The sequence below is a fragment of the Plantactinospora sp. ZYX-F-223 genome, assembly GCF_039649625.1.
Classification (GTDB): domain Bacteria; phylum Actinomycetota; class Actinomycetes; order Mycobacteriales; family Micromonosporaceae; genus Plantactinospora.
This window is the reverse complement of record NZ_JBDJAV010000010.1, coordinates 129,007-146,719: the sequence shown is the minus strand read 5'-3', so window position 1 is coordinate 146,719 and position 17,713 is coordinate 129,007. Positions and strand designations below refer to the sequence as shown.

Here is a 17,713-nt window from a genome sequence, read left to right as displayed (position 1 = left end):
CCCGCCACGAACCACCGGCGGCCGCCTCGCGCAGGAGGAAGAAGTTGCTCTCCGCCTTTCTCAGTGCGTTCCGCACGCCTGACCTGCGCAAGAAGCTGCTGTTCACAGTAGGCATCATCGCGGTCTACCGGCTCGGTGCGACACTGCCCAGCCCCGGCGTCTCCTACGGCAACGTGCAGAAGTGCATCGAGACCATGGAGGACGGCGAGGGCAACGGCGTCTTCAACCTGCTCAACCTCTTCTCCGGCGGCGCGCTGCTCTCGCTGTCGGTCTTCGCGCTGGGCATCATGCCCTACATCACCGCCTCGATCATCCTGCAGCTGCTCACCGTGGTCATCCCGCGGTTGGAGCAGCTCCGCAAGGAGGGCCAGGCCGGTCAGGCGAAGATCACGCAGTACACCCGCTACCTCACCCTGGGCCTGGGCATCCTGCAGGCGTCGGCGTTCGTGGCGCTGGCCCGCTCCGGCCAGCTCTTCAACGGGATGTGCCAGGAGTTCCCGATCATCCCGGAGGGCACCGGCCTGCCGACCTGGCTGACCGTGACCGTTCTGGTGATCACGATGACCGCCGGTACCGGTGTGGTGATGTGGCTCGGCGAGCTGATCACCGACCGGGGCGTCGGCAACGGCATGTCGGTGCTGATCTTCACCTCGATCGCCGCCCGGCTGCCCAGCGAGGGCTGGACCATCAAGAACAACAAGGGCTGGGCGATGTTCGGCCTGGTGCTGGTGCTGGTCCTGGTGGTCATCACTGCGGTCGTCTTCATCGAGCAGGCGCAGCGCCGCATCCCGGTCCAGTACGCCAAGCGCATGATCGGCCGGCGGATGTACGGCGGCACCTCCACCTACATCCCGCTGAAGGTCAACCAGGCGGGTGTGATCCCGGTCATCTTCGGCTCGTCGCTGCTCTACCTGCCGTCGCTGCTGCTCCAGTTCTTCGACCAGAACAACCTCAACGGCTGGCAGACCTGGGTGCAGAACCACCTCGTGCAGCCGGACAGCCCCACCTACATCAGCGTGTACTTCCTGCTGATCATCTTCTTCACGTACTTCTACGTCTCGATCACGTTCAACCCGACCGAGGTCGCGGACAACATGAAGAAGTACGGCGGGTTCGTTCCGGGCATCCGGCCCGGCAAGCCGACCGCCGACTACCTCGACTTCATCCTGAGCCGGATCACCCTCCCCGGCGCGCTCTACCTGGGCCTGATCTCGATCCTGCCGAACTTCTTCTTCATCTGGCTGGACAACCAGCAGTTCCAGAACTTCCCGTTCGGTGGCACGGCCGTGCTGATCATGGTCGGCGTCGGGCTGGAGACGGTGAAGCAGATCGAGAGCCAGCTCATGCAGCGGAACTACGAAGGGTTCCTGCGGTAGATGCGACTCGTTCTGGTCGGTCCCCCCGGGGCGGGCAAGGGGACCCAGGCCGAGTTCATCGCCGCCCACCTCGCCGTGCCCAAGATCTCGACGGGGGACATCTTCCGGGCCAACGTGTCGCAGGGCACCCCCCTCGGTGTCGAGGCGAAGCGCTACATGGACGCCGGCAAGCTGGTGCCGGACGAGGTGACGATCAACATGGTCCGGGATCGGCTCGCCGAACCGGACGCGGCCGAGGGGTTCCTGCTCGACGGCTTCCCGCGGACCACTCCGCAGGCCGCCGCGCTGGACAAGCTGCTGGCCGATCTCGGCACCGCGCTCGACCTGGTGATGGAGCTGGTGGTCGACGACGACGAGGTCATCCGGCGGCTGTCCGGCCGGCGTACCTGCCGGGGCTGCGGCAAGGTCTGGCACATCGAGTTCGACCCCTCCTCGGTCGAGGGGCTCTGTGACCGCTGCGGCGGGGAGCTGTTCCAGCGCGACGACGACAAGGCCGAGACGATCGCCGAGCGGCTGCGCGAGTACGCCAGCAAGACCGCACCGTTGATCGACTACTACGGTGCGCAGGGCAAGCTCGTCGGCATCGACGCCACCGGGCCGGTGGAGGACGTCACCGTCCGGGCTATCGACGCCCTGCGGTCGTACGGCGGATAGGCTGGGCACCATGCGCCGTCCCCAGCTGGACATCCAGCTGAAGACCCCGGAGCAGATCGAGCTGATGCGCGCCGCCGGGCTCGTCGTCGCGGCGGCCCTGGAGCGGATGCGGGCGGCCGTGGCCCCCGGCGTCTCCACCGCCGACCTCGACGCGATCGCCGAGTCGGTGATCCGGGAGGCCGGCGGCACGCCCTCGTTCAAGGGCTACCACGGCTATCCGGCGTCGATCTGCTCCTCGGTCAACGAGCAGATCGTGCACGCCATCCCGGCACCGACCCAGGTGCTCCGGGACGGCGACCTGATCTCGATCGACTGCGGTGCCATCCTCGACGGCTGGCACGGCGACGCCGCGATCACGGTCGGGGTCGGCGAGGTCCGTCCCGAACTGCTCCGGATGGCCGAGGCCGCCGAGGACGCGATGTGGGCGGGGATCCGGGCCGCGGCGCGCGGCATGCTCAGCGGTCGCGGCCGGCTGACCGACATCTCGTACGCGGTCGAGCGCGCGGTCCGGGCCGCCGGCCGGTACGGCATCGTCGAGGGGTACGGCGGGCACGGCATCGGCACCGAGATGCACCAGGACCCGCACGTGTTGAACCACGGCCGGCCCGGGCGTGGCCCCCGGCTGGTGCCGGGGATGGCGCTGGCGATCGAGCCGATGGTGACGATGGGGTCCCCTCGCACGGTGGAGCTGGACGACGGCTGGACGGTGATCAGCCGCGACGGGTCGATCGCGGCCCACGTCGAGCACACGATGGCGCTGCTGGACGACGGTGTCTGGGTACTGACCGCGCCGGACGGCGGCCGGGCCCGGCTCGGCGACCTGGTCACCGCCCGGGAACCGGCCAGGTCCTCGGCCGGCTGACGGCCGCCGCCGGCCTGTGCGGGGTAGGCGGGGCTGGACCCGCAGTGGCATCCTCGTAGTCATGGACCGGCGGGACGAGATGCGTGCTGCGGACTCCGACCGAGCGGCCGTGGCCGACCAGCTCCTGCGGGCACTGAACGAGGGCCGCCTCGACCTGGGCGAGTACGACGACCGGCTGCAGCGGGCGTACGCCGCGAAGACGTACGGAGACCTCGACGGGCTCCTCACCGACCTGCCGGGGACGGTGCCGGTCGACCAGGCCCAGCTGGTGCCGACCGGCGACCCGAAGCGGCCGGTGCTCCGCCCCGGACCCGACGGCCGGTATCCGGGCGCCACCCGGGCCTGGCTGGCCGACACCTGGGACGGCTACTTCGGCCTGGTCGGCATCGTCGTCGCGATCTGGGCGGTAACCTCGGTGCTGGCGACCGACTTCCTCTACTTCTGGCCGGGCTGGGTAGCTGGGCCGCTCGGCGCGCTGCTGCTGGTCGGTACCGTCACGGGTCTGGCGAAGGGGGAGCCGCAGCGCTGGGCCGCCAAGCAGGCGGCGAAGCAGGCGGCTAAGGAACGGGCGAAGATCGAGAAGCGGGCCCGGGTGGAGGAGCGGAAACGCCGGCGGGACGAGCAGGCCGGCCAGGAGGAACCCGCCTGATATAGTCGCGTTCGTCCGATCCGGCGACCCCCGGGGTCCCGGGTTGGCGCTGGCGTGCGGGCGCGCGTACACTGGCTGATCGGCGCACAGCGTCCACTCCGGCATGCCCACCCGCGCTTCGGTGGGGCCGGAGCCGCGGCTGGCTCGGATGTTCTCCGTCCGGGAAAGGCGTTGTGAGCCGTCCGGAGTAACCGACGTCAGGACAGCGGAGGACATGCCGAAAAAAGACGGAGCCATCGAGATCGAGGGCCGAGTGATCGAGCCACTCCCGAACGCCATGTTCCGGGTGGAACTCGCCAACGGCCACAAGGTGCTGGCTCACATCAGCGGCAAGATGCGGCAGCACTACATCCGCATCCTGCCCGAGGACCGGGTCGTCGTCGAACTTTCGCCGTACGACCTGACCCGAGGGCGCATCGTCTACCGCTACAAGTGAACGTCGCCGGGCCGGCTGCCGGTCCGGGCTTCGTGAACTGCCTGACGACGGCCGGGTGTCCGTGTCCGTCCTCAAGACTCGACGGCGTCAGCGCGCTGCCGGGCACAGATGGGAAAGTAAGGCAACCGTGAAGGTCAAGCCGAGCGTCAAGAGGATCTGCAACAAGTGCCGGGTGATCCGCCGGCACGGCCGGGTCATGGTCATCTGCACCGACCCGCGCCACAAGCAGCGCCAGGGCTGATCCGCGACCGCCGGCCGGTGACGAGCCGGCGGCATCGACGGTGGGTCCGGGCCGCAGATCCCGTACAACAACACAAGCTCGTCCCAGCCGCGAGCCGCGAGATCGCCCAGCGAGAACGCAGTCGTGGCCGACCCCCGGTCGGAGGCCGGGGCCCGCAGGTTTGGGCAGGCGGGGTGGGGCGGGTACAGACCTCCGCGAAGAAATCCGAGGAGTACGCCCGCACATGGCACGGCTAGTCGGCGTCGATCTCCCCCGCGAGAAGCGGCTGGAGATCGCGCTCACCTACATTTTCGGGGTCGGTCGGACCCGCGCGGTCGAGACGCTCGCCGCCACCGGCATCTCCCCCGACAAGCGCGCCAAGGACCTCACGGACGAGGAGCTGGTCCAGCTCCGGAACCACATCGAGGCCAACTACAAGGTAGAAGGCGACCTGCGCCGCGAGGTCGCCGCTGACATCCGCCGCAAGGTCGAGATCGGCTGCTACGCGGGCATCCGGCACCGCCGGGGTCTGCCCGTCCGTGGTCAGCGGACCCGTACCAACGCCCGGACCCGGAAGGGCCCGAAGCGGACCGTCGCCGGCAAGAAGAAGCCCGGCAAGAAGTAGAACTGAACCGGAATCCGGGTCGGCATCCGCCGAGGTGGGCCGGACTCCAACCCGCACCGGAAAGTTCTCCGGTGACCGGCCGGCTCTCCCTCCGGAGAGCCGCGACCTGTTCCGGAAAGTCAACTAGGAGCGCACAGACTTATGCCACCGAAGGCTCGCGCCGGGGCCGCCGTCAAGAAGGTCCGGCGCAAGGAACGCAAGAACGTCGCCCACGGGCAGGCGCACATCAAGAGCACGTTCAACAACACCATCGTCTCCATCACGGACCCGACCGGTGCCGTCATCTCCTGGGCCTCCGCCGGCCAGGTGGGCTTCAAGGGTTCCCGCAAGTCGACTCCGTTCGCCGCGCAGCTTGCCGCCGAGGCCGCCGCGCGTCGGGCCATGGAGCACGGCATGCGCAAGGTCGACGTGTTCGTCAAGGGCCCCGGCTCCGGCCGGGAGACCGCCATCCGTTCGCTGCAGGCCGTCGGGCTGGAGGTCGGCCAGATCGCCGACGTCACCCCGCAGCCGCACAACGGGTGCCGTCCGCCGAAGCGTCGTCGGGTCTGAGAGGTAGACGAAGAACATGGCTCGTTACACCGGTGCCGACTGCCGCCGTTGCCGTCGGGAGAAGATGAAGCTGTTCCTCAAGGGCAGCAAGTGCGATGGCCCGAAGTGCCCGTTCGAGTCCCGGCCGTTCCCGCCCGGGCAGCACGGCCGGGGCCGTACCAAGGAGACGGAATACCTGCTCCAGCTTCGTGAGAAGCAGAAGGCCCGCCGGGTCTACGGCGTGCTGGAGAAGCAGTTCCGGGGGTACTACGAGGAGGCCGTCGCCAAGAAGGGCAAGACCGGCGAGATCCTCCTGCAGATCCTGGAGTCGCGTCTCGACAACGTGGTCTACCGGGCCGGTCTGGCGAAGTCGCGCGACCACGCGCGGCAGCTCGTCAAGCACGGACACCTGACGGTGAACGGCCGCAAGGTCGACATCCCGTCGTACCGGGTGAAGGAGCACGACATCGTCGAGGTCCGGGCCAAGTCCAAGGAGCTGACGCCGTTCATCGTGGCGCAGGCCGAGGCGGGCTCGAAGACGGTGCCGGCCTGGCTGGAGGCGATCCCCAGCCAGATGAAGGTGCTGATCCACTCGCTTCCGGCCCGGGGCGTCATCGACACCCAGGTCCAGGAGCAGCTGATCGTCGAGCTCTACTCGAAGTAGCGGTTCCTGGCGTCTCCGCGCCCGGCTCCCGGCCTCGCCGCCGGGAGCCGGCGCGGAGCGCCGGACATGAGTTTGGGCATCAAATAGCGGGTGCCCCGAACGAAAAGGAAACAACATGCTCATCACCCAGCGGCCGACCCTCACCGAGGAGTCGATCAGCGAGACCCGGTCCCGGTTCACCATCGAGCCGCTCGAGCCGGGTTTCGGGTACACCCTGGGCAACTCGCTCCGCCGGACCCTGCTCTCCTCCATCCCGGGCGCGGCGGTCACCTCGATCAAGGTCGACGGTGTGCTGCACGAGTTCACCACCATCCCGGGCGTCAAGGAGGACGTGGTCGAGCTCGTCATGAACGTGAAGGAGCTCTGCGTCAGCTCCGACCACGACGAGCCGGTCAGCATGTACCTGCGCAAGCAGGGCCCCGGCGACGTCACCGCCGGTGACATCCAGCCCCCGGCCGGTGTCTCCGTGCACAACGCCGACCTCAAGCTCGCCACCCTGAACGGCAAGGGCCGGCTCGACATGGAGCTGACCGTCGAGCGGGGTCGTGGCTACGTCACCGCCGCGCAGAACAAGCAGGCCGGCGCCGAGATCGGCCGGATCCCGGTCGACTCGATCTACTCGCCGGTGCTGAAGGTGACGTACCGCGTCGAGGCGACCCGAGTCGAGCAGCGTACCGACTTCGACCGCCTGATCATCGACGTCGAGACCAAGGCCTCGATCGGGCCGCGGACCGCGCTGGCCTCGGCCGGCTCCACCCTGGTCGAGCTCTTCGGGCTGGCCCGGGAGCTGGACGAGAGCGCCGAGGGCATCGACATCGGCCCGTCGCCGCAGGACGCACAGCTCGCCGCCGACCTGGCGCTGCCGATCGAGGAGCTGGACCTCACCGTCCGGTCCTACAACTGCCTCAAGCGCGAGGGCATCAACACGGTTGGCGAGCTGATCGGGCGTACCGAGGCCGATCTGCTCGACATCCGGAACTTCGGCCAGAAGTCGATCGACGAGGTCAAGATGAAGCTCGCCGGCATGGGGCTGGGGCTGAAGGACTCCGCGCCCAACTTCGACCCGGCGCACGTCGTCGACTCCTTCGGCGAGACCGACTACGACACCGACGACTACCGCGAGACCGAGCAGCTTTAGTCCGGGGCTAGCCGGAGATCCGGCCACCCACTGGAGATCCGGCCACCCACTATTGAGGAGCACCAAGAATGCCCACGCCCACCAAGGGCCCCCGCCTCGGCGGTAGCCCCGCGCACGAGCGGATGATCCTGGCCAACCTGGCCACCGCGCTGTTCCAGCACGGCCGCATCACGACCACCCAGACGAAGGCCAAGCGGCTCCGTCCGCTCGCGGAGCAGCTCATCACCAAGGCCAAGCGGGGGGACCTGGCGTCCCGCCGGCGGGTGCTGACCGTCGTACGGGACAAGGACGTGGTCTTCACCCTGTTCGACCAGATCGCTCCCCGGTTCGCCAACCGCAACGGTGGCTACACCCGGATCGTGAAGACCGTCCCGCGCAAGGGTGACAACGCGCCGATGGCGATCATCGAGCTGGTCGAGGAGCTGGTCGAGGCTCCGGCGGCACCGGCGAAGAAGACCGCCGCCCGCAAGGCGGCGCAGCAGGACAAGGTCGAGGCGCTCGCCCCGGACGAGGAGACCCCGCGCTCCTCGTCGCCGGAGACCGACCAGGACGCCGAGGCACCGGAGTCGCGCTCCGGTGACACCGGGGCGGCCCGGGAGGACACCGACGAGGCGGACACCAAGTAACACCGACGAACAACGCCGGGCCCGGCATCCCCGCGGGGGTGTCGGGCTGCGGCATATCTGGAGCTGGTCGTGGAGCACGAGGTGGATGAGGAGCGGACCCGGGTACGCCTGGACGTCGCCTACGACGGCGGCGACTTCTCCGGCTGGGCGGCGCAGCCCGGTCGGCGTACCGTCGCCGGGGTGCTGGTCGAGGCACTGACCAGGATTATCGGGCCGGATCGGGTCAGTGGGCTGACCGTGGCGGGGCGGACCGACGCCGGTGTGCACGCCAGCGGGCAGGTCTGCCATCTCGACCTGCCCAGCGCGGTGTGGCGGCAGTGGGCGGAGACGCTGCTGCGCCGGCTCGCCGGAGTACTGCCGCTGGACGTCCGGGTCCGGGGCGTGACCCAGGTACCGGCCGAGTTCGACGCCCGGTTCTCGGCCACCTTCCGGCGTTACGAGTACCGGGTCACCGACGCCCCGTACGGCGCCGAGCCGCTGCGCCGGCACGAGGTGCTCGCCTGGCCGCGCCCGCTCGATCTGGCGGCGCTGAACCGGGCCGCCGCCGGGCTGGTCGGCGAGCACGACTTCGCGGCGTACTGCCGGCGCAAGGAGAACGCCACGACGGTGCGGGAACTGACCCGACTGGACTGGCGGCGGGATCCGGACGGACTGCTGGTGGCCACCGTGCAGGCCGACGCGTTCTGCCAGTCGATGGTGCGCAGTCTGGTTGGGGCGATGCTGGTGGCCGGGGACGGGCGCCGCCCCGTCGACTGGCCGGGTGGCCTGCTCGGGCGGCGGGAGCGGGCCAGCGAGGTGAGCGTGGCGCCGCCGCACGGGCTGACCCTGGTCGCGGTCGGCTACCCCGAGGACCCCGCCGAGTACGCCAGCCGCGCGCTGCGTACCCGTCGGCTCCGGCTCACCGCCTCGGCCTGAACCCGACCGGCGGGCCCGGCGGTGTCACGCTGCCGGGCCGGTCGGTGCCGCCGGCCGCTGCTCAGTCGGACCCCGCCGGGCTCGCCGGCCCGGACGGGGCGAGGATCCGCTGGTCGAGCACCTTGCCGCGCAGGTACACCTCGATCATGTCGGAGAGGATCTGCCGGGCGAACAGGTCCTCCTCGCCGATGGTCTTGCCGTCGCTCTTGGCGACGACGCAGTAGATCAGGAAGTGGCCGCGGACGTGCCAGCCGGCCTGGGCCGAGGCGGCCGTGACGGCCTCGGTGCCGCGCCCGGCGGCGAGGCCCAGGAAGCGCCCCTTTCGGCCGTCCACGATCGGCTTTATCTTCTCGCGCGCCGAGGTCGCCCCCGCCTCGTCCGCCAGGTTGACGATGCCGGCGGTCGCGACGTACAGGCCGGTGGGAGAGCGTACGGTGCCGCGGACGAACTGGCTGCACCCGGCGTCGGCCAGCACGGTGGCGATCTGGCCGTCGGCGGCGAGTTCGCAGTCCTCCGCCGCCTGGGTCTTCAGCAGCTCGTACGGCGACTGTTCAGGGTCGACCAGCACCTCCTTGCCGCCCGGGAAGACCTCCTTGACGGTCAGCGGAGCCGGATCGGCGGCGCGGGAGCTGATGTCCCGGGGTGCGGCGCCGGCACCGGTGCCGTCAGCCGCCCGGGAGTCCCGGCCGACGGGGTCGTCGACCATGAAGAAGTAGGAGCTGAGCCCACAGATACCGAGCAGGAGCAGTACGCCGAGGGAGCCGATGATCAACTGCCAGGTCCGTTTGGAACTGCGCAGCGGTGCGCCCGTGTTGCCGGAGGTCGACGAAACGGTGGCGAGGGCGGAGCCGGCGGCGGGTTTGCCCGAGGCGGTTGCCGGGGTGGGCGCGGGCGGCGCGGCAACCGCCGACTTGGGCGCCACCTCGGGGCCCGGCGCGCGGGCCGGGGAGGCACCACCGGCCGGCCCGGTACGCGCACCCTGTGCCGGCGGCCCCGACCGCCCGCCACCGGGCGGCCCGGATCGCGGGCCGGCGGGTGAGCCCGGAGCGCGGTCGTGCGGCGGACCGGTGCGCGGCCCGGCGGGCGATCGTGGTACGCCGTCCGGGGCGGAGCCGGGGCGTACGCCTGGGCCCCGGTCCAGCGGTGCGGCGCCGGATGGCCGGTTGCGCGGCCCGGCGGGTGATCGTGGTACGCCGTCCGGTGCGGAGCGTGGTCCGGCGGGTGAGCCTGGGCCACGGTCCAGCGGTGCCGCTCCCGGTGGTCCGGAGCGGGGACCCGCTGGTGAGCCCGGGCCCGGGGTCCGGTCGCGCCGCGGCCCGGCGGGTGAGCCCGGGGCCTGGTCGTGTGGCGGGCTGGTGCGCGGGCCGGCAGGTGAGCCTGGGGCCCGGTCGTGCGGCGGGCCGGCGGGTGAGCCCGGCGGGTTTCCGGCGGTCCGGGACCGGCGCGGGGGCGGTGGACCGGCTGGCGCTGGCCTACCCGGCTCGGAGCCGGGCCGGATGACACCATCCGCCCCAGGATCTCCCGGTCGGGGTCGTGGCGTCGCCATCGGCGCACCACCGGACGACGGACCGGAGCGGGGGGAGCCGCGGGTGCCGGACCGGCCTGCGGGGGGAGGTTCGGCGGGAGCCGGCCCGCCCGGCCGTCGTACGCCCGGGTTCTCCGGGCCTGGCCGGGGTGGCATGGCGCGGTCCAGCGGAGGTCGGGCCGGCGCGCCCCGGTCACCGCGATGCTCGGCCGGGCCGTCGCCCGGCCGGTCGGCGGACCTGCGCCGTGCGGCGGGCGGCCCGGCGGGGTCCGGAAAGCCGGGCCGGAGCGGCTCCTGGTCGGCCGAGGGAGGGCGCCGCTGTCGTGGCACCGGAGCAGACCGTGGCGCGGCGGGCGGACCCTCCCCGGGGCCTGGTCGGTACGGGCCGTCCGGCCCGGAGGCGTGCTCGGGGTGGGCCCGACGTCGACCACCGGCGGCACGCTCCCGCGAATCGGTGCTCCCGGGCGCGGCGGGGCCGGAGGCGGTGCGGGGCGGCCCGAACGACTCGGCGCCGGACGGAACCGGTCCGACGGGTACGCCGCGTCCACCCGCCCGCGGCGCTCGGCCGCCCGGACCCGGCCCACTCCCGGCGGCGGGCAACTCGTCGGCGGGCATCCGGGCGCCGGGAACCGGCCGGCCGCCGGGGGCCATCCGGTCACGAGGGCCGGGGCGGTCACCGGTGGCCGACCGCCCGCCTGGGACCGGCCGGCCACCACCGGGAGGTCCGTCGTCGGGGGCGGTCAGATGGCGTCCGCCACCGGCGCCGCGGATCGGGCTGCCCGGGGGCAGACGATCCTGGCCGGGACGATTCGAGGGCAACCGGTCGCGAGTCTGGCCGCCGGGGGGGCCGAGTGGGCCGGGGACCGGCTTGCCCGGCGGCGGATAGCCGGCACCCGGCCCGATGCCGTCGGGCTCGGGAGCGCCGTGCCGGGCACGGCGGGACCGACCGGGGGGCTCCACGGAGCGCCCCAAGGCGTCCGGCGCACGCCCGGGCGACGCCTCCGGGTACCGGCCGCCCGGCCCGTCGGCGTATCGGCTGGTTGATCCGTCCGCGTGCCGGCTGGTTGATCCATCCGCGTGCCGGCCCGGCCCTTCGGGGAATCGGCCGGAGGTGTCGATGGGGCGGCCCGGAGCCGTCACCGGCCGACCTGGACGGTCCGCCGGTCGACCCGGTCCGTCGCCCGGCCAGCCTTGGGCGGAGTCCGGTGCAGGAGGCTCCGGAGTGGACGGACCGAAGCGGGCCGCCGCCGGTAACCCGTCGGACCGCTCGGCTCCGGGCCGGCGCCGGCCGGCCCGGCCTGGGGGTGGACCGGCCGCCGAATCCGGATCGTCCGAAGGCTGATCGGCGGGATCTCGTCGAGACCGTGGCGGTCCACCGCCCGGTCGAGGTCCACGCCCATAAACCATGTCGCACAGGGTAACGGAAATGCGGATCGGCGCGCCGCCGTGGATGAGTCGCAGTTGGTGAGAGGGTGGTCATTTGCCCGGAAGCCGGGCAGGGCCCGGAGGAACGGCCACTGGCGAGAGCGCCCGCGCGGTAGGCGAGAATGCGTGGCGTGACCGGCGACCACTATTTCAGCACCGATCCCGCGACCAGCGCCGACCGGCGTACGGTGGCGTTCTCCGTCGAGGGGTACGACTACGAGCTGACGTCCTCGGCCGGGGTCTTCTCCGCCGACCGGCTGGATCCCGGCACCGCCGTACTGCTGCGCAAGGCTGAGCTGCCCGGGCCGGAGGCCGGCGGAGCGCTGCTCGACCTGGGCTGCGGTTACGGGCCGATCACCTGCGTACTCGCCACCCGGGCGAGCGCGGCCACCGTCTGGGCGGTCGACGTCAACGCCCGGGCCCGCGAACTCACCGGCGAGAACGCCGAGCGGCTCGGCCTGGCCGACCGGGTACGCGTCGCCGCGCCGGACGAGGTGCCGGAGGACCTCACCTTCGCGCAACTGTGGTCGAATCCGCCGATCCGGATCGGCAAGGAGGAGCTGCACGGCATGCTGCGGCACTGGCTGCCCAGGTTGGCGCCGGGCGGCGTGGCATGGCTGGTGGTGGCCCGGCATCTCGGCGGTGACTCCCTCCAGCGCTGGCTCGTCGAGGCCGGCTGGCAGGTCGAGCGTCATGCCAGCCAGAAGGGTTACCGGGTGCTCCGCGTCACCCGCTGACCGCCCCGCTCCGGGCAGGCCGGTTCGGCCCCGGCACCGTCCCAGCCCTGGTGTCGAGTGGCCGCCGGAATCCGGCCTCCCGCCCTCTGTCCGGCTGGCCCCGGAATCCGGCATCCCGCCCGGGACCCGGTGTCACGCCGCTGAAACCCGGTGTCGTCGGGAGGGGTGGTTGGGGCAGGATGCCGACGTGGGTTACGTGGACGTTGCCGGAGTCGGGCACATCCTGCCGGATGGCCGGCAGTTGTTCGCCGACGTCTCGTTCCGGGTCGGCGAGGGCGCCAAGGTCGCCCTGGTCGGGCCGAACGGCGCCGGCAAGACCACCCTGCTGAAGATGGTGGCCGGCGACCTGCCCACCCGGACCGGAGCCATCGCCCGCTCCGGCGGGCTGGGCGTGATGCGCCAGTTCATCGGCATGATCGGCGACGAGTCGACGCTACACGATCTCGTACTCTCGCTCTCGCCGCCGCGGCTGCGCGCGGCGGGGGAGCGGCTGGCGGCGGCCGAGGTGGCGTTACACGACGCCGAGGTGCGCGGCAAGTTCAGCAGCGCCGCCGGGAAGGCCCAACTGGCGTACGCGGAGGCGCTGACCGCCTGGGGCGAGGCCGGGGGCTACGACGCCGAGGTGCTCTTCGACACCGTCTCCACCATCGTGCTGGAGCTGCCCTGGGAGAAGACGCGCAGCCGACCGGTACGCACCCTCTCCGGCGGGCAGCAGAAGCGGTTCGCCCTGGAGTTGCTGCTGCGCGGCATCGACGAGGTGCTGCTGCTCGACGAGCCGGACAACTTCCTCGACGTGCCGGGCAAGCGCTGGCTGGAGGGGCGGCTGCGGGAGTCGGCGAAGTCGGTGCTCTACGTGTCGCACGACCGGGAGCTGCTGGCCCGCACCGCCGACCGGGTGGTCGCGGTGGAGGGCGGCAGCGCCTGGGTACACCCGGGCGGCTTCGGTAGCTGGCACGAGGCCCGCCTCGCCCGGCACGACCGGCTGGAGGAGCAGCGCCGCCGCTGGGACGAGGAGCATCAGAAGCTGCGCGAGCTGATGTTGATGTACAAGCAGAAGGCGGCGTACAACGACGGGATGGCCTCCCGCTACCAGGCGGCGCAGACCCGGCTGCGCAAGTTCGAGGAGGCCGGGCCACCACCCGTACCGCCGAAGGACCAGGACATCCGGATGCGGCTGACCGGCGGACGCACCGGCAAGCGGGCGATCGTATGCGAGCAGGTCGAGCTGGACGACCTCACGTTCCCGTTCGACCTGGAGGTCTGGTACGGCGACCGGGTGGCGGTGCTCGGCGCCAACGGTACGGGGAAGTCGCACTTCCTCCGCCTGCTCGCCCGGGGCGGCACCGATCCGGACCCGGCCAACGGCCCGGTCGACGGTGGCCTGGCGCTGGCCCCGGTCCGGCACGGCGGGGTGGCCCGGTTGGGTGCCCGGGTCCGGCCCGGCCACTTCTCCCAGACCCACGACCGTCCGGAGCTGCTCGACAAGACCCTGGTCGAGGTGCTGTGGCGGGGCGACGACCACCGGGCCGGGATGGACCGGCACACCGCGATGAAGGCGCTGAACCGGTACGAGCTGGCTGGCCAGGGCGACCAGCGGTTCGGCACGCTCTCCGGTGGACAGCAGGCCCGGTTCCTGGTGCTGCTGCTGGAACTCTCCGGCGCCACCCTGCTGCTGCTGGACGAGCCGACCGACAACCTGGATCTGGCCTCGGCCGAGGCGTTGGAGACCGGGTTGCGGGCGTTCGAGGGGACGGTGCTGGCGGTCACCCACGACCGCTGGTTCACCCGGTCGTTCGACCGGTTCCTGCTCTTCCGGGGCGACGGTGAGGTGGTCGAGACCCCGGAACCGGTCTGGGACGTGGGCTGAGCCGAGCCGGCCATGTCCGCCGGCCATCTCCGCCCGTGTCCATCGGCGGCGCTGCGCCGGAGGCGGTGAGGAGATCGGGCCGGCGGCGGAGGTGGTGACGAGCCCGGGCCGGTGACGAGGTCAGGCCGCCGGCAGAGCTGGTGGACAGGCCAGGTTGCGGCAGCCGCGTGGCTCTCCGGGTTGGTGGTGTCACGCGGAGTATCGTCCTCGTCGTGGTGCCGTGCGGAACCGGCAGGTGGCGCCTGGTGCGGAGAACCGCCCAGGTCGCGGTGACCGGGGCATTCCTCGGCCTTGTCGGCTGGTCTGTCGCGAGCCGGTGGGACGAGGTGCCGGCCGTGCTCGACGAACTTTCCGTGCCGGGCCTGCTGCTGGCCGGACTGGCCGCCGTCGCCGGGGGGCTCTGCGGCTGCCTGGCCTGGCGAGCCATCCTGGCGGACTTCGGCGCCGAACTTCCGCTGGGCGGCGCGGCGCGGATCTTCTTCGTCGGGCAGTTGGCGAAGTACCTGCCCGGCAAGGTCTGGCCGATCCTGGTGCAGGCCCGGCTCGGACGGGCGTACGGGGTGCCGGGGCGGGCGTCGGCGGTGGCGGCGCTACTGGCGATGATCGTCACGCTCGGCACCGGCCTGCTGCTCGCCGCCGTCGCCCTGCCGGTGTTGAGTGATCGGGCCGTGGCGGACTACTGGTGGATCCTGCTGGCCGTCCCGCCCGCGTTGCTGGTGCTCTGGCCGCCGCTGGTCAACCGGATCCTCGCCGCGCTGCTCCGGCTGGCCCGCCGCGAACCGATGCCCCGGCCGCTGTCCCTGCGCGGGATTCGCCGGGCCGTCGGGTGGTCGCTGGCGACCTGGCTCGGCTACGGTACGCACCTCTGGCTGCTCCTGGCCGACGTCGGTGCGGGCGGTCCGGACCTGCTGCTCCGCTCGATCGGCGCCTTTGCCGGTTCCTGGTCGGTCGGGTTTCTGCTGGCCGTGGCGCCGGCCGGGGTCGGCCCCCGGGAGGTGGCGCTGCCCCTGCTGCTCGGTCCGACCGTCGCCGGGCCGACCGCGCTGGTCGCCACCGTGCTGTCCCGGCTGCTGCTGACCCTGGTGGACCTGCTCCTGCCCGCCGTCGCGATCTCGGTCCAGTGGTCAGGGCGTCGACTCTCCGGCCGGCTATCCCGGCAGTCGCCACCTTCCGAATCCTCCTCGCCCGATCGGGTGCCGCCGGGCGAGGTGCCGTCGGCCGGGGTGCCACCGGGCGAGGTGCCGTCGGCCGGGGTGGCGTCGGCCGGGGCGGCGGGGATCCCGGAGGGGCGGCGGGCCGGGTCGACGGATTCCGCGACGCGCCAGCGGTGACGACGGAACGTGCTGGTGGGTGTACGGCACGTTACGCTGCTGCTCGTGCGCTGGCAGGTGTTCGGCAGCTACGACGTACGGCGGCATCCCCGGGTCGGCGTACTCCTCGAAGGGCTCCGGGCAGCCGGTGACGAGGTGACCGAGCTGAACGAGCCACTGACCCTGGACACCGCCGGCCGGATAGCCGTGCTCCGGCAGCCGTGGCGGCTCCCGCTGCTCGCCGGCAAGCTGGCCCGGTGCTGGGCCCTGCTGACACTGCGGACCCTGCGGCAGCGGCGCGCCACCGCCACCGGCCCGGTCGACGCCGTACTGGTCGGCTATCTCGGGCACTTCGACGTGCACCTGGCCCGGCTGCTGTTCCGGGGTACGCCGATCGTGCTCGACCATCTCGTCTCCGCCGCCGGCACGGCCCGGGACCGGGGACTCGCCGCCGCCGGGGGTGTGCGGGGACGGCTGATGCGGGCGATCGACGACGCCGCGCTGCGCCGGGCCGACGTCGTACTGGTGGACACCGCCGAGCACCTCGACGCGCTGCCGGCAGCGGCCCGGGACCGGGGGATCGTGGTACCCGTCGGAGCCGGCGCGGAGTGGTTCGCGGCCGGCGCCCGTACCGCCCGGCACCGCTGGCCCGGCGACCCGGCCGGCGGCGGCCGGCGGCGGCTGCGGGTGGTCTTCGTCGGGCTGTTCACCCCGTTGCACGGCACCCGGACCGTGGGCGCCGCGCTGGCCGCGCTGGCCGCCGAAGACTCGATCGAGGTGACCGTGGTCGGCACCGGGCAGGACCACCCGGCCTGCCGCCGGGCCGCCGCCGGCAACCCGCGAGTGACCTGGCACGACTGGATACCGGCGGGTGACCTGCCCGCGTTCGTCGCCGGGCACCACGTGTCGCTGGGCATCTTCGGCGAGACGGCGAAGGCCGGCCGGGTGGTGCCGACGAAGGTGTTCCAGGGCGCCGCCGCCGGCTGCGCCATCGTCACCTCCGACACCGTGCCGCAACGCCGTGCGCTCGGCGATGCGGCCGTCTTCGTGCCGGCCGGCGACCCGTCCGCGCTGGCCACCGCGCTCCGCGAACTGGCCGGGGACCCGGACCGGCTCGCCCGGCTGCGGCGGGCCGCACGGCGACGGGCAGTCGAACACTTCTGGCCGGCGTCCGTCGTGACACCGGTCCGGCACCGGATCGACCCCACCGTCCACCGGGACGATGCCACGCCGGTGTCGTCGGCGGGCGTGTCCGGCGCGCCGGCGGCGGCCGGCGGTGACCTGACCGCCGCTCCGGTCTGGTGGGTCGGATGACCGCGCTGGCGGCCGACCCGCCGCTGCCACCCCGGGCGGCGCTGCGCTGGAACGTGGTACGCCGGATCGTGGCGGAGTGCGGGCCGCGGACCATCCTGGAACTCGGCTGCGGGCTGGGCTCGGTCGGCACCCGGCTGGCCCGGCTGGCCAGTTACACCGCGGCCGAACCCGACCCACGCAGCTTCGCGACCGCGTACGCCCGGATCGCGCCGCTGGGCGGGACGGTGCTGAACGGGGATCACCGGCAGGTGCCGTCGGCCGCCGGCTACGACCTGGTCTGCGCGTTCGAGGTGCTGGAACACATCGCCGACGACCTACCGGTGCTGACGGAGTGGCTGACCCTGGTCAGGCCCGGCGGCCACCTGCTGCTGTCGGTACCCGCCGATCCGGAGCGGTTCGGCGCCTGGGACACCCTGGTCGGACACTATCGGCGGTACTCCGCCGGGCAGCTCCGGCAGCGGCTGCTCGACGCCGGTGCCACCGACGTACGGGTGGTGCACTACGGCTGGCCGCTCGGCTATCTGCTCGACTCCGTACGGGACCGCTGGGCGGGACGCCGCGCCGACCGCCCCAGCGGAGCCGGCGACCCCGATGCGGGGCCGACGGGCGGGACGGCGCAGGAGCGCACCTCGACCTCGGGGCGGATCCTGCAACCGCACGGGGCGCTGGCCGGCGAGGCGATCCGGCTGGCCGTCTCGCCGTTCGTCGTCCTCCAGCGGATGCGCCCGGACCGCGGGCCGGGCCTCGTGGCGCTGGCGACCCGACCGTAGCTCCCCTGCCTGGGACCACCGCCCGGCCCGGCCCGGGATCGGGAACGGGTGACGCGCGATCGGGAGCCCGGT

18 protein-coding genes are annotated in these 17,713 nt (G+C 72.6%); 17 read left to right on the top strand and 1 reads right to left on the bottom strand.

The features are described 5' to 3' along the window. The first annotated feature begins 44 nt into the window (after nucleotides 1-44). The 12 genes from secY to truA all read left to right on the top strand — a co-directional run bounded on the left by secY (nucleotide 45) and on the right by truA (nucleotide 8,693). Nucleotides 45-1,376, top strand: a complete 1,332-nt coding sequence (secY, locus tag AAH979_RS12850) for a preprotein translocase subunit SecY (protein WP_346258306.1) — start codon at nucleotides 45-47, stop codon at nucleotides 1,374-1,376. Next, nucleotides 1,377-2,030, top strand: a complete 654-nt coding sequence (locus AAH979_RS12845; RefSeq protein WP_318395945.1) for an adenylate kinase — start codon at nucleotides 1,377-1,379, stop codon at nucleotides 2,028-2,030. A gap of 10 nt (nucleotides 2,031-2,040) precedes the next feature. After that, entirely contained in the window at nucleotides 2,041-2,892 is an 852-nt protein-coding gene (gene map / locus AAH979_RS12840; RefSeq protein ID WP_346258305.1) for a type I methionyl aminopeptidase, read from the top strand. A gap of 61 nt (nucleotides 2,893-2,953) precedes the next feature. Further along, nucleotides 2,954-3,541, top strand: coding sequence for a DUF1707 domain-containing protein (locus AAH979_RS12835; protein ID WP_346258304.1), 588 nt, complete (start codon nucleotides 2,954-2,956; stop codon nucleotides 3,539-3,541). A gap of 214 nt (nucleotides 3,542-3,755) precedes the next feature. After that, nucleotides 3,756-3,977 carry a translation initiation factor IF-1 gene (gene infA, locus AAH979_RS12830; RefSeq protein WP_007073013.1) on the top strand — a complete coding sequence of 74 codons (222 nt, stop codon included), beginning with the start codon at nucleotides 3,756-3,758 and terminating at the stop codon, nucleotides 3,975-3,977. A 127-nt stretch (nucleotides 3,978-4,104) separates the two neighbouring features. Next, the gene (rpmJ, locus tag AAH979_RS12825; protein ID WP_012184307.1) at nucleotides 4,105-4,218 is read left to right on the top strand and encodes a 50S ribosomal protein L36; all 114 of its coding nucleotides are present in this window, start codon (nucleotides 4,105-4,107) and stop codon (nucleotides 4,216-4,218) included. 223 nt (nucleotides 4,219-4,441) lie between these two features. Then, the gene (rpsM, locus tag AAH979_RS12820; protein ID WP_130461971.1) at nucleotides 4,442-4,822 is read left to right on the top strand and encodes a 30S ribosomal protein S13; all 381 of its coding nucleotides are present in this window, start codon (nucleotides 4,442-4,444) and stop codon (nucleotides 4,820-4,822) included. Between the two features lie 141 nt (nucleotides 4,823-4,963). After that, nucleotides 4,964-5,371, top strand: a complete 408-nt coding sequence (gene rpsK, locus AAH979_RS12815; RefSeq protein ID WP_030329919.1) for a 30S ribosomal protein S11 — start codon at nucleotides 4,964-4,966, stop codon at nucleotides 5,369-5,371. A gap of 16 nt (nucleotides 5,372-5,387) precedes the next feature. After that, nucleotides 5,388-6,014 carry a 30S ribosomal protein S4 gene (rpsD, locus tag AAH979_RS12810; RefSeq protein ID WP_203868102.1) on the top strand — a complete coding sequence of 209 codons (627 nt, stop codon included), beginning with the start codon at nucleotides 5,388-5,390 and terminating at the stop codon, nucleotides 6,012-6,014. A 115-nt stretch (nucleotides 6,015-6,129) separates the two neighbouring features. Next, nucleotides 6,130-7,152: a DNA-directed RNA polymerase subunit alpha gene (locus tag AAH979_RS12805; protein ID WP_346258303.1), complete on the top strand. Its 1,023-nt coding sequence runs from the start codon at nucleotides 6,130-6,132 to the stop codon at nucleotides 7,150-7,152. Between the two features lie 68 nt (nucleotides 7,153-7,220). Further along, nucleotides 7,221-7,778: a 50S ribosomal protein L17 gene (rplQ, locus tag AAH979_RS12800; protein WP_346258302.1), complete on the top strand. Its 558-nt coding sequence runs from the start codon at nucleotides 7,221-7,223 to the stop codon at nucleotides 7,776-7,778. A gap of 81 nt (nucleotides 7,779-7,859) precedes the next feature. Further along, nucleotides 7,860-8,693: a tRNA pseudouridine(38-40) synthase TruA gene (truA, locus tag AAH979_RS12795; protein WP_346258301.1), complete on the top strand. Its 834-nt coding sequence runs from the start codon at nucleotides 7,860-7,862 to the stop codon at nucleotides 8,691-8,693. A 61-nt stretch (nucleotides 8,694-8,754) separates the two neighbouring features. Here truA and AAH979_RS12790 read toward each other — a convergent pair whose 3' ends face one another. Continuing rightward, nucleotides 8,755-9,615, bottom strand: a complete 861-nt coding sequence (locus tag AAH979_RS12790; protein ID WP_346258300.1) for a hypothetical protein — start codon at nucleotides 9,613-9,615, stop codon at nucleotides 8,755-8,757. Nucleotides 9,616-11,774: 2,159 nt separating this feature from the next. Here AAH979_RS12790 and AAH979_RS12785 point away from each other — a divergent pair. The 5 genes from AAH979_RS12785 (at nucleotide 11,775) to AAH979_RS12765 (ending at nucleotide 17,641) form a co-directional block, all read left to right on the top strand. Further along, nucleotides 11,775-12,380, top strand: a complete 606-nt coding sequence (locus tag AAH979_RS12785; RefSeq protein ID WP_346258299.1) for a methyltransferase — start codon at nucleotides 11,775-11,777, stop codon at nucleotides 12,378-12,380. 187 nt (nucleotides 12,381-12,567) lie between these two features. Continuing rightward, nucleotides 12,568-14,247 (top strand): ATP-binding cassette domain-containing protein, encoded by a 1,680-nt coding sequence (locus tag AAH979_RS12780; protein WP_346258298.1) that lies wholly within the window; start codon nucleotides 12,568-12,570, stop codon nucleotides 14,245-14,247. 245 nt (nucleotides 14,248-14,492) lie between these two features. Continuing rightward, complete coding sequence (locus AAH979_RS12775) at nucleotides 14,493-15,578, top strand: lysylphosphatidylglycerol synthase domain-containing protein (RefSeq protein ID WP_346258297.1); 1,086 nt, start codon at nucleotides 14,493-14,495, stop codon at nucleotides 15,576-15,578. Nucleotides 15,579-15,593: 15 nt separating this feature from the next. Then, nucleotides 15,594-16,871, top strand: a complete 1,278-nt coding sequence (locus AAH979_RS12770; protein ID WP_346258296.1) for a glycosyltransferase — start codon at nucleotides 15,594-15,596, stop codon at nucleotides 16,869-16,871. Then, on the top strand, nucleotides 16,868-17,641 hold the full coding sequence (locus AAH979_RS12765) for a class I SAM-dependent methyltransferase (RefSeq protein WP_346258295.1): 774 nt from the start codon (nucleotides 16,868-16,870) through the stop codon (nucleotides 17,639-17,641). The genes AAH979_RS12770 and AAH979_RS12765 overlap by 4 nt, the downstream gene beginning before the upstream one ends. Nucleotides 17,642-17,713 lie beyond the last annotated feature (72 nt).

Bases quoted from the DNA above. Each gene is read 5' to 3' on its own strand.
- AAH979_RS12845 (WP_318395945.1), top strand. From the start codon at position 1,377: ATGCGACTCGTTCTGGTCGGTCCCCCCGGGGCGGGCAAGGGGACCCAG.
- map (WP_346258305.1), top strand. From the start codon at position 2,041: ATGCGCCGTCCCCAGCTGGACATCCAGCTGAAGACCCCGGAGCAGATC.
- AAH979_RS12835 (WP_346258304.1), top strand. From the start codon at position 2,954: ATGGACCGGCGGGACGAGATGCGTGCTGCGGACTCCGACCGAGCGGCC.
- infA (WP_007073013.1), top strand. From the start codon at position 3,756: ATGCCGAAAAAAGACGGAGCCATCGAGATCGAGGGCCGAGTGATCGAG.
- rpsM (WP_130461971.1), top strand. From the start codon at position 4,442: ATGGCACGGCTAGTCGGCGTCGATCTCCCCCGCGAGAAGCGGCTGGAG.
- rpsK (WP_030329919.1), top strand. From the start codon at position 4,964: ATGCCACCGAAGGCTCGCGCCGGGGCCGCCGTCAAGAAGGTCCGGCGC.
- rpsD (WP_203868102.1), top strand. From the start codon at position 5,388: ATGGCTCGTTACACCGGTGCCGACTGCCGCCGTTGCCGTCGGGAGAAG.
- AAH979_RS12805 (WP_346258303.1), top strand. From the start codon at position 6,130: ATGCTCATCACCCAGCGGCCGACCCTCACCGAGGAGTCGATCAGCGAG.
- rplQ (WP_346258302.1), top strand. From the start codon at position 7,221: ATGCCCACGCCCACCAAGGGCCCCCGCCTCGGCGGTAGCCCCGCGCAC.
- AAH979_RS12765 (WP_346258295.1), top strand. From the start codon at position 16,868: ATGACCGCGCTGGCGGCCGACCCGCCGCTGCCACCCCGGGCGGCGCTG.